We start from the raw sequence: 10,533 nt of genomic DNA, 5'->3' as shown, positions 1-10,533 counted from the left end.
GCGGCGGCGCGCCCCCCCCGGCGGGGCCCCGCCCCCGGGGGGGGGCGGGCCCGCCCCCCCCCCCCCCCCCGCTCCGCTGTCGGTGCGTCGCCTCACCGGTGGGTGAGGCGCTTCATCGTCTTCTTGCGCTGCCGCTGCACGGCCGTCGCGGCCGAGCCGAAGACGTCCTTCGCCGCGGCCCAGCGCTTGCGCGCGGCCTTGCGGGCGGCCTTGCGCCGACGCTCGGTCGTCTTGACCGCCTCCCGCGCGGCGGCGCGCGCGGCCTTGGAGGCCCTGCGGTGGTCGCGGACCATGCGCGCCCCCACAGCGGTCGCCGCCGCCGCGCCCGCCACCGCGATCACCACTGTGTAAGGGTGGCGCCGTACCGGCGCGAACGGCCCGTGCGCGTGCCCCGTGTCCGGGTCGAGCCCGAGCCGGGCCCGCAGCTCCTGCACCGAGTCGTTGACCCGCACGCGGGTCCGCTCGGCGTCCTTCTCCAAGTCCGCAGTGGACTTGTGCTGGTCCGCCTCGGCGTCCTGGAGGGCCCAGTCGCGTTGGCGCACCAGGTTCTCCTCCTCTTCGGGCCGCTCGTCCTCCGGCTGGTAGGACATGCCCACCGCCGGGGGCGGCGCGAGCCCGGCGCCGGGCGGGACCGCCGCGCTCGGCGGCACCGTCCACCCCGTCATCGCTCCATCCTCCCTCTCAGCGCCCGGGCGTCCTCCCGGGCGTGCTCCATCGTCTCGTCGGGGACCGGCGGCATGGCCGCGCGCAGCTTGGCGCGTCCCACCAGCCCGAAGATCCCCGCTATCGCCAAGAGCGCCACGCCCATCACGAGCGCGGCCAGCCATGCCGGCCACACCAGCGCGAGCGCGATGCCCGCCGCGAGGGCCAGCGCCGCCCCGCCGTAGATCGCGATGACGCCGGCGAGAGCGAACATGCCGCCTCCGAACGCGCCCCGCCTGGCCTTGTCGCCCATCTCTCGTGCGGCCAGTTGCGCTTCGACGCGGGCCAGGTGCGCCACCTGGGACGTCAGGTCGCCCACGATCGCGCCGACCGAGCGCTGCGGCTCGTTCCGGTCGCGGCGGCCCCAGCCGTGCTCAGGTCCTTCGCGGCTGTCGTACTCGCCCCAGCCGCCGTGCTCGCGCTCGGTGGCGCGGAGGGCCTGAGCTTGGGGGTCGTGTCGGACCTCCATGTCCTCACCTCTCTCCGCCGGGCTCAGGAGCGCCTGTCGACGGCGCGTTGGAGCTCGGCCTTGTTCATCTTGGATCGGCCCTTGATGTTCTTGCGGCGGGCCTCCTGGTAGAGCTGCTCTTTGGTGCGGCCCTTCGGACCGGAGTGCGATCGCTGGCCTCCCCGCTTCGAGGACGACATGTCCTGTGTGGAGGTGCGGCTGGCCGTCTTGGTCCTGCCCTTGCGGGCGCGTTCCTTGTTGACGGTGCGCGCGGCGATCTCCTCGGCGCGTTCGTGTCCCACGCCGCGGTCCTCCGCCTGGTCGCGGATGTGCCGGTACTGGCGTTCTTCCTTCTTGGTCCACTGTTGCTGCGGCATCGTCCTTCACCTCCGAGGTGTCCGGTTTCGTCCGCATCCGATGGACTTCGGGTTCCCCGCCCGGCTTCGGTGGAAACCTGTACACGGTTTTCGCGGGGGCGCGGAGGGTACTCGGCCGCAGGTCGAAGGGGGAACGGCATGGACGGGGCACCGGTGGCGAGCACCCGCGAGACCATCGAGATAGGACTGAAGGTGATCGCGCCGACCGTGGCGTCGGGGGTGGTGAAGCGACGCCGGGCGCCGATGGCGCTGGCGGAGCGGCTGCAGACGGACCGCGCGGCGGTGCGGCTGCTGTCGCGGCTGCGGGACCGGCACGGGCCGGGTCCGCTGCGGCTGCGCGTGCCGGGCCGGTCGATCGCGGTGGTGCTGTCGCCGGCCCATGTGGGGCGGCTGCTCGAGGGCACGCCCGAACCGTTCACGCCTGACAACGCGGAGAAGCATGCGGCGCTGGGGAAGTTCCGGCCGCACGGCGTGCTGGTCTCGCGCGGGGCGGCGACGGCGGAGCGGGGGCAATTCTGGAAGCGGCACAGTCACGAGGCGGTGCTGCAGACGCACCGGCCGCTGCACCATCTGGCGCCCGCGCTGCTGCCGGTGCTGCACGAGGAGGTCGACCGGCTGACGGCGGTCGCGGACCGCAGCGGCGAGCTGGACTGGCGGCGTCTCGAGCGGTCCTGGCAGCGGACGGTGCGTCGGCTCGTGTTCGGCGGGGCCGCCGACCGCGAGCTGATCGAGGCGCTCGTTTCGCTGCGGCGCAGCGGCAACTGGTCGTATCTGGGTCGCCGCCGCTCCCGGGCGCGGGCGGCGTTGGCAGTGCGGCTGCGCGCGGCGATCGACGGGGCGGGCCCCGGGACGCTCGGGGAGGCCGTGCGCGGGCAGGGGGCGGACGCGTCGGTCCGGCCCGAGGACCAGGTGGCGCACTGGCTGTTCGCGTTCGACGCGGCGGGCATCGCGATCGCGCGGACGCTCGCGCTGCTCGCGGTCCATCCCGGCCACCGGCTGGCGGCGCTGAACGAGCTCGCCACCGAGGACCCGGACGAGCCCGCCGAACTGCCGTTCCTCCGCGCGTGCGCGCTCGAGTCGCTGCGGCTGTGGCCGACCACGCCGATGCTCCTGCGCGACGGGACCGAGCCGACCCGGTGGGGCGGCGGTTCCCTGCCCGGGGGCACCGCGTTCCTGGTCTACACGCCGCTGTTCCACCGGGACCCGGCGCGCCGGTACGCGGACCGGTTCGCGCCCGAGATCTGGGTCGACGGCACCGCCGAGGAGGATCCGGCGCTCGTGCCGTTCGGCGGCGGCCCGGCCCGCTGCCCGGGCCGGAACCTGGTGCTCTTCAGCGTCACGAGCGCGCTGGCGCGGCTGCTGCGCGAACGCGAGTGGCGCCTGTCCTCCCCCAGCCCGATCTTCACGGGCCGTCCCGTTCCGGCGACGCTGGACCATTTCGGGCTGGCGTTCCGGCCCGCTCCGGCCCGGCATCCGCTGCTGGGAGGGTCGGCGCATACTTCCGCTGCCTTCGGGTAGCCCAGTCCGGGCAAGCCTGTCTTGCGGGGCTCCCGCCGCCCGGTGCGGTCTGTAGAGGGCTGCCGTGCTGGGCCGGCGGAGTACGGGAGCGGCGCCTCGGGAATCCGTCCCGAGGCGCCGTTCTGTCTGCGCGGGTCAGCGTGCGGCGCCGCGGTTGGTCTCGCCGAAGTCGCCCTCCCCGCGGGCCTCGCTCTCCTTGGGGAGCTTGGTGTGCAGGAACAGGCCGAGCGCGATCATGAGCAGGCCGAGCCCGAGGTGCAGCCAGTCGTCGGCGGTGTTGGCGGGCAGGAAGTTGCCCACGTGCTCGTCGCCCACCGGGAAGCCGTACAGGCCGAGCAGCAGGTACAGGACGCCGCCGCCGAGGAGGTACCAGCGGGCTGCCCGCACGAACCAGGCCATGAACAGGCCGAGGACGCCGAAGGCGAGGTGGATCAGGTTGTGGAGCACCGATACCTGGAAGATCCCGAAGAGCTCCGCCTCCGAGTCGGTCCCCGAGAAGGTCATGCTCGAGAAGTCCTGGGTGATGCCCGGCAGGAAGCCGAGCACGCCGACCACCACGAACACGAGCCCGATCCCCGACGCGCCGTCTTGGACGGCGGTGGTGCGGCGGCGCTCGGCCTCCCACCAGTGGTGCCCGGTGGTGGACATCGAGTGCGAGTTCATCGCTCCCCTCCTTCACCTGTGGAGCGCGCCGCTCAGCCCGCCTATGGGCATCTTCAGGCGCTGCTGCGCGCTGCGGGGTCCGATGGACCCGCATGGCTCGGGTACCCGGGAGGGTCCCTCCGACACCCGGTTTCGGGCCGCTGGGCACGGGTAGTCCTCGCGTCGAGGCACCCGACACCCTGGAGGAGCCGTGAGCGTGATCGAGGCGCGAACCAGCGACATCGCCGAGCTCGGCCAGCAGCTGCGCGTCGACGCGGTGCGCGCGTCGGCCCGCGCCGGGTCGGGGCATCCGACGTCGTCGATGTCGGCCGCCGACCTCATGGCGGGCCTCCTGGCCGGGCACCTGCACTACGACTTCGAGCACCCGCACCTGCCGGGGAACGACCGGCTGGTGTTCTCCAAGGGGCACGCCTCGCCGCTGCTGTACGCGATGCTGCACGCCGCGGGCGCGATCGACGAGGAGCATCTGCTCACCTACCGCAAGCTGGGCTCCGACCTGGAGGGCCACCCGACGCCGCGCCTGCCGTGGGTGGACGTGGCCACCGGGTCGCTCGGGCAGGGCCTGCCGATCGGCGTCGGCATGGCGCTGGGCGCGCGCCTCTCGGGTTCGCCCGCGCGGATCTGGGTGCTGTGCGGGGACGGCGAGATCGCGGAGGGCTCCATGTGGGAGGCGTTCGCGGCCGCCGCGGACTTCGGGCTGGGGAACCTGTGCGCGATCGTCGACGTGAACCGGCTGGGCCAGACCGGACCGACCCGCTACGAGTGGGACACGGGGGCGTACGCGGCCCAGATCGGCGGTTTCGGCTGGCACACCATCGAGATCGACGGGCACGACCCGGCCGAGATCGACCAGGCGTACGCCGAGGCCGAGCACCAGGACACGCCGACCGTGATCCTCGCGAAGACCCGCAAGGGCCGCGGCGTCGCCGCCGCCGAGGACAAGGAGGGCCTGCACGGCAAGCCGCTCGACGAGTCGGAGAAGGCCGTCGTGGAGCTCGGGGGCGTGCGCGAGGCGCGCGTCCGCGTCAACCCTCCCCGGTCGAGCGAACCGCGCCGGTCGCAGCCTTCCCGGCCGGTCGCCCGGCCCACGTTCTCGGTCGGCGGCAAGGCCGCGACCAGGGACGGCTTCGGAGCGGCCCTCGAAGCGCTCGGCGACGCGAACCCCGACGTGGTGGTCCTCGACGGCGAAGTCGCCGACTCGACCCGCACCGCCGCGTTCAGGAAGGCCTTCCCGAACCGCTTCTTCGAGTGCTACATCGCCGAGCAGCAGATGATCGGCGCGGCCGTCGGCCTCCAGACGCAGGGCTGGATACCGTACGCCTCGACGTTCGCCGCATTCCTCACCCGCGCCCACGACTTCCTGCGCATGGCCGCGATCGGCGGCGCCGACCTGCGCGTCGTCGGCTCCCACGCCGGCGTCTCGATCGGCGCCGACGGGCCGAGCCAGATGGGCCTCGAAGACCTCGCGATGTTCCGCGCCCTGTGGCGCAGCGTCGTCCTCTACCCGTGCGACGCGAACCAGTGCGCCCACCTGACCGCCACGATGGCCGACCTGCCGGGCATCAGCTACCTGCGCACCACCCGCGCCGAGACGCCCGTGATCTACCGGGGCGACGAGCTGTTCCCCGTCGGCGGCAGCCGGACCCTGGCCGGTTCGGCGCACGACAGGGCCGTGATCGTCGCCGCCGGGATCACCGTCTCCGAGAGCCTCAGCGCGGCCGAGCGCCTCGCCGACGAGGGCATCCCCGTGCGCGTCATCGACGCCTACTCGATCAAGCCCCTCGACGCCGCCACGATCCGCCAGGCCGCCGCGGACACCGGCCGCGTCCTCACCGTCGAGGACCACTGGCCGGTCGGGGGCCTCGGCGACGCCGTCCTCGAAGCCGTGGCCGGGCAGATCCCCGACGTGCGCTTCCACAAGCTGGCCGTGCGCGGCATGCCCGGGTCGGCCGGGCCGGCCGAGCAGCTGGCGGCGGCCGGGATCGACGCGGCCGCGATCGTGAGGGCCACGCAGCGGCTCGTGGCCTGAGCGGGCAACGGGAACCGGGAAAACGCCGCACCGAAGAACCACGCGAACGATACTCGTGACAAACGACTCAACGAATGGAGACGAGCAGCATGGCAACCGCACGCGACCTCATGCACACCGGGTGCACCTGTGTCAAAAGCAACGACACCGCCGCCAACGCGGCCCGGATGATGGCCGAGCTGGACGTCGGCTCCATGCCGATCTGCGGCGCGGACGACGACAAGCTCCACGGCATGGTCACCGACCGGGACCTGGTCCTGCAGGTCATGGCCAAGGGCCACGACCCCGAGACCTACACGGTCGACCAGCTGCCGCAGGGCCACCTGTTCCTGGCCGACGCCAACGAGGACGTCGACATCACCATCGCCAAGATGAAGGAGCACCAGATCAACCGGCTGCCCGTGATCGACCAGGGCCGGCTCGTGGGCATCATCTCCATCGGGGACATCGCCCACCGCATGCCCGAATCGGTCACCGGCGACCTCGTGGGCTCCATCAAGGCCTGACCTCGGTCGACCGGGAGCCCCCGCGACACCACAGGGGCGAGACCGCCCAGCGAACGACAGCGCCGCCGCGGCGAACCGCGGCGGCGCTGCTGCGCCCGGCGGGGTTTTGCCCGGGTGGGCAGGGGTACGCAATGAACGGACCGCACAAGGGAGAGGACCGATGCCGCACACCGAGCAGGACACCGACTTGATCGACGTCATCATCAAGGACCACCGCGAATTCGAGGCCGCCTTCGTCGAGCTCGAGAGCCACACCGGGCACGCCTTCGGCCGCAAGGAGCTCGTCGACCACGTCATCGCGGAGATCATCCGCCACGAGGTCGCCGAAGAGCAGTTCATGTACCCGGCCGCCAGATCCCGCCTCGCCGACGGCGACAAGATCGTCGACCACGAGATCGAGGAGCACGCCGAGGCCGAGGAGGTCATGAAGGACCTCGAAGGGCTCGGCCCGGAGGCCCCGCACTTCGAGCAGCTCGTCAAGCAGATGATCGAGGACGTCCGCCACCACATGGACGAGGAGGAGCGGACGCTCCTGCCGCGCCTGCGCGAGGCCTGCGACGAGGAGGAGCTGCAGGACCTCGGTTACAAGGTGCTGGCCGCCAAGGAGTTCGCGCCCACCCGTCCGCACCCGAACGCCCCCGACCAGCCGCCCGCCAATCTCATCCTGGGACCCGGGATCGGCTTCATCGACAAGATCAGGGACACGCTGAGCCACCGCGAGGTCTGAGCGCGGCGGCGAACGGGAGACGACTGAGGAACCGGAGCGGCGGGCCTCAGCCCGCCGCTCCGGCGCGATGCTCTTCGTCGTCCGGGCAAGCCCCCCTAACGGGAGGTCTTGCCCAATCCGTCGCGCAGATCCTCCAGCGTCCGGTGGAGCAGCCGGGAGACGTGCATCTGCGAGATGCCCACCTCCTCGGCGATCTGCGTCTGCGTCATGTCGCCGTAATACCGCAGCGCCAGGATCTTGCGCTCCCGCTGCGGGAGCTCCTGGATGAGCGGCACCAGCGACTCGTGGTTCTCGACGAGTTCGAGCGCGGCGTCCTCCTCGCCCACCGACTCGGCGAGCGTCGCCCGCTCCCCGTCGGCGAACGGCGGCTCGTCCAGCGAGACCGCCCGGTAGGCCTGCCGTGCCTCGTAACCCTCCTGCACTTCGGCGACAGTGGTGCCGAGGTGCTCGGCCATCTCCTCGTCCGTCGGCGGACGCCCGAGGCGCTGCGACAGCTCGCCGCCCGCCTGGTTCAACGCGATCCGCAACTCCTGCAGTCGACGCGGCACGCGCATCGGCCAACTGGTGTCGCGGAAGTGCCGGCGCACCTCGCCCATCACCGTCGGCACTGCGTAGGAGAGGAAGTCCGCCCCCTGGTCGGGGTCGAAGCGGTCCACGGCGTGAATGAGGCCCACTGAGGCGACCTGCACGAGGTCGTCCTTTGCGATGCCCTTGCCCGCGAACCGCTGTGCGATGTGCTCGGCCAGGGGAAGGTGTCCGGTGACCAGCTGCTCTCGCACTTCCGCTCGGCGCGGGTCGCCCTCGTCGAGGGAGACCAGCTCGCGGAACAGCGGCGTGAGGTGGCCGTACTCGTCCGAACCCTGCCGTTTGCCTTCTGATCGATTGTCTGCCATGCGATCGCCCTCCAGCCCGTGTGGACATCGGTTGAAGCATGCTGCCCGCTCGCGGGCCCTGACGCTTCTCATTGTAAGACTGATCGGGGGTCGGGGGCAATGATAAATGGTGAATTCATAATGAGAACTCATATAAGGGACTTCAGTGGACAGTCAGCCCAGAGTTCACGGTTCCTGGCCGTACAGGTACCCGGGGGAGGCCGTGCCGAAACGCCCCGATGCGCCCAATGTCACCGTAACCGTTGGGGCGGAGCCGAAACGGTCAGAGGCCGGTGGTCTCGCGGTACTCGCCCCACTCCTCGCGCAGCGCCCCGCAGATCTCCCCCAGCGTCGCCTCGGCGCGGGCCGCCGCCAGGATCGGCTCGATCAGGTTCGCCGTGCCCTTCGCCGCCGCGACGATCTCGGCCAGCGCGCGGTCGACGGCGGCGTTGTCCCGTCCGGCGCGGCGGCGTCCGAGCATGGCGTTCTGCTCGCGCTCGACGTCGCCGGAGATGCGCAGGATCTCGAGGTCGGGGGTGACGGTGTCGTGGAGCTCGGTGACGCCGACGATGTGCTTGGTGCCGTCCTCGAGCTGCTGCTGGTAGGTGAACGCGGCCTCGGCGATCTCGGCGTTGAACCAGCCGTCCTCGATGCCCTGGAGGATGCCGGTGGTGACGGGTCCGATCTCGTGGCGGCGGCTCGCGCCCATGGCGACGGCGGCCGCGTCGTCGCCGGCCTCGCCGCCGAGGGCGAGGATCTGGAGGAAGATCTTCTCGGCCTCGGCCTCGATCTTGTCGGTGAGGGCCTCGACGTACCAGGAGCCGCCGAGCGGGTCGGCGACGTTGAGGACGCCGGTCTCGTCGCGCAGCACCGACTGGGTGCGCAGGGCGATCTCGGCGGACTGGTCGGTGGGGAGCGCGAGGGTCTCGTCGAGCGCGTTGGTGTGCAGTGAGTTCGTGCCGCCCATGATGGCCGCGAGGGCTTCGACGGCGGTGCGCACGACGTTGTTGTAGGGCTGCTGCGCGGTGAGGGAGACGCCGGCGGTCTGGGTGTGGAAGCGGAGCCATTGGGCGCGGTCGGTCTTGGCGCCGTAGACGTCGCGGAGCCAGCGGGCCCAGATGCGGCGGGCGGCGCGGAACTTGGCGATCTCCTCGAAGAAGTCGATGTGCGCGTCGAAGAAGAACGAGAGGCCGGGGGCGAAGCGGTCGACGTCGAGGCCGCGCGAGAGTCCGAGCTCCACATAGGAGAATCCGTCGGCGAGGGTGAACGCGAGCTCCTGCGCGGCGGTGGATCCGGCCTCGCGGATGTGGTAGCCGGAGACCGAGAGCGGCTTGTAGCGCGGGATGTGCTCGGCGCAGTAGGCCATGAGGTCGCCGATGAGGCGCAGGTGCGGCTCGGGTGGGAAGAGCCACTCCTTCTGGGCGATGTACTCCTTGTGGATGTCCGTCTGGAGTGTGCCGTCCAGGGTGGAGATGTCGACGCCCTGGCGTTCGGCGGCGGCGAGGTACATGCAGAAGATGGGGATCGCGGGCCCGGAGATGGTCATGGAGGTGGTGACGCCGCTGAGGTCGATGCCGTCGAAGAGGCGGTCCATGTCGGCGGTGGAGTCGATGGCGACGCCGCAGTGGCCGACCTCGCCGAGGGACGCCGGCTCGTCGGAGTCGCGGCCCATGAGGGTGGGCATGTCGAAGGCGACGGAGAGGCCGCCGCCGCCCGCCTTGAGGAGCATCTTGTAGCGGGCGTTGGTCTGCTCGGCGTTGCCGAAGCCGGCGAACTGGCGGATCGTCCAGGGGCGGCCGCGGTAGCCGGTGGGGTAGAGCCCGCGGGTGAAGGGGAATTCGCCCGGCCAGCCGATGCGGTCCATGCGGGGGTCGGCGACGCCTTCGGGCGGTCCGTAGACCGGCTCGGTCTCCAGCCCCGAGAGGGTGGTGAAGTCGGCCTCGCGCTTGGCGGCCGACGCATAGCGCTTCGCCCAGCGCTCACGGCCTTCGGCGATCGACTCAGCGTCCACGGTGACACCCCATCTTCGGTCGTTCCTGCCGCGCGGGCCCCGCCGTGGCCGCGGGCTCGTGGCCCGCGGTCTCCGATGCGACCGCTTCGGCGAGCCCCGGTCAGGCTCATGGCCAATACTACTGAACGATCGTTCAGGAGCACAGGATCGCGGCCCCCGGATCATCGCATGCGATACGGGAGTATCTCCGCGAATCGCGCCGGGCCCCCGAATTCCATCATGCCGGAAGGGTCTGACATGGCGCGCAACGCGAATCGCGGTCGCGTCAGTCGATGTCCCGCCACGCCCGGAAGGCCTCGAGCTCGACGGCCACGATCTGGCCGGGGTGGAAGAGCCCGGTCACGATCACCACGGTGGCGGTCGGCCTGACGACGCCGAAGAACTCGCCGTGGACCCGGCCCACCGGGTCAGCATGGGCCGGGTCGGTCACATAGAGGCGGGAGCGCACCACGTCCGAGACCCCGGCCCCGGCGTGGACCATCGCGTCCAGAGCGGTCCGGAAGGCCTCGCGGGCCTGCCCGGCGGCGTCGCCCTTCAGGTGCGGCCGCGCCTCGACATCGGCGGTGCAGGCACTCGTGATCACCAGCGGCCCCACCGCGACAGCGCGCGAGTAGCCGTAGAGCTGCGCCCACGGACCGGTCTCCGGTACCCGTTCGACCAATGCCATGCGCGCCTCCCCG

Annotated in this window: 11 protein-coding genes; 4 read left to right on the top strand and 7 right to left on the bottom strand. The window is 71.7% G+C overall.

From position 1 onward, the window contains the following. Positions 1 to 92: 92 nt before the first annotated feature. Genes O1R50_RS00690 through O1R50_RS00680 form a run of 3 tightly spaced genes read right to left on the bottom strand, consistent with a single transcriptional unit; the run spans position 93 to position 1,527 of the window. On the bottom strand, positions 93 to 665 hold the full coding sequence (locus O1R50_RS00690) for a hypothetical protein (RefSeq protein ID WP_270107897.1): 573 nt from the start codon (positions 663 to 665) through the stop codon (positions 93 to 95). Then, positions 662 to 1,171, bottom strand: coding sequence for a phage holin family protein (locus O1R50_RS00685; RefSeq protein WP_270107896.1), 510 nt, complete (start codon positions 1,169 to 1,171; stop codon positions 662 to 664). Before O1R50_RS00685 ends, O1R50_RS00690 begins: the two co-directional genes overlap by 4 nt. 23 nt (positions 1,172 to 1,194) lie before the next feature. After that, complete coding sequence (locus tag O1R50_RS00680) at positions 1,195 to 1,527, bottom strand: plasmid stabilization protein (RefSeq protein ID WP_270107895.1); 333 nt, start codon at positions 1,525 to 1,527, stop codon at positions 1,195 to 1,197. A gap of 138 nt (positions 1,528 to 1,665) precedes the next feature. Here O1R50_RS00680 and O1R50_RS00675 point away from each other — a divergent pair, with 138 nt between their 5' ends. Continuing rightward, positions 1,666 to 3,045 (top strand): cytochrome P450, encoded by a 1,380-nt coding sequence (locus tag O1R50_RS00675; protein ID WP_270107894.1) that lies wholly within the window; start codon positions 1,666 to 1,668, stop codon positions 3,043 to 3,045. Positions 3,046 to 3,180: 135 nt separating this feature from the next. Here the strand turns inward: O1R50_RS00675 and O1R50_RS00670 are convergent, their stop codons facing one another. After that, positions 3,181 to 3,708: a DUF4383 domain-containing protein gene (locus tag O1R50_RS00670; protein ID WP_270107893.1), complete on the bottom strand. Its 528-nt coding sequence runs from the start codon at positions 3,706 to 3,708 to the stop codon at positions 3,181 to 3,183. Positions 3,709 to 3,898: 190 nt separating this feature from the next. On the opposite strand from O1R50_RS00670, the gene O1R50_RS00665 reads away from it, so the two are divergent. From O1R50_RS00665 to O1R50_RS00655, 3 genes are all read left to right on the top strand, one after another. After that, positions 3,899 to 5,737 carry a transketolase gene (locus O1R50_RS00665; RefSeq protein ID WP_408612557.1) on the top strand — a complete coding sequence of 613 codons (1,839 nt, stop codon included), beginning with the start codon at positions 3,899 to 3,901 and terminating at the stop codon, positions 5,735 to 5,737. Between the two features lie 89 nt (positions 5,738 to 5,826). Beyond that, entirely contained in the window at positions 5,827 to 6,243 is a 417-nt protein-coding gene (locus tag O1R50_RS00660) for a CBS domain-containing protein (protein ID WP_270107891.1), read from the top strand. A gap of 160 nt (positions 6,244 to 6,403) precedes the next feature. Further along, on the top strand, positions 6,404 to 6,970 hold the full coding sequence (locus O1R50_RS00655; protein ID WP_270107890.1) for a hemerythrin domain-containing protein: 567 nt from the start codon (positions 6,404 to 6,406) through the stop codon (positions 6,968 to 6,970). A gap of 95 nt (positions 6,971 to 7,065) precedes the next feature. On the opposite strand, the gene O1R50_RS00650 is transcribed toward O1R50_RS00655, so the two are convergent. From O1R50_RS00650 to O1R50_RS00640, 3 genes are all read right to left on the bottom strand, one after another. After that, on the bottom strand, positions 7,066 to 7,863 hold the full coding sequence (locus tag O1R50_RS00650) for a SigB/SigF/SigG family RNA polymerase sigma factor (protein ID WP_270107889.1): 798 nt from the start codon (positions 7,861 to 7,863) through the stop codon (positions 7,066 to 7,068). Positions 7,864 to 8,125: 262 nt separating this feature from the next. Next, positions 8,126 to 9,853: an acyl-CoA mutase large subunit family protein gene (locus tag O1R50_RS00645; RefSeq protein ID WP_270107888.1), complete on the bottom strand. Its 1,728-nt coding sequence runs from the start codon at positions 9,851 to 9,853 to the stop codon at positions 8,126 to 8,128. Between the two features lie 265 nt (positions 9,854 to 10,118). Further along, complete coding sequence (locus tag O1R50_RS00640) at positions 10,119 to 10,520, bottom strand: Rid family hydrolase (protein ID WP_270107887.1); 402 nt, start codon at positions 10,518 to 10,520, stop codon at positions 10,119 to 10,121. Positions 10,521 to 10,533 lie beyond the last annotated feature (13 nt).

It is taken from the genome of Glycomyces luteolus (genome assembly GCF_027622875.1).
GTDB lineage: Bacteria > Actinomycetota > Actinomycetes > Mycobacteriales > Micromonosporaceae > Glycomyces > Glycomyces luteolus.
The sequence above is the reverse complement of the archived record's forward strand: the minus strand, read 5'-3'. Positions and strand labels throughout refer to the sequence as shown.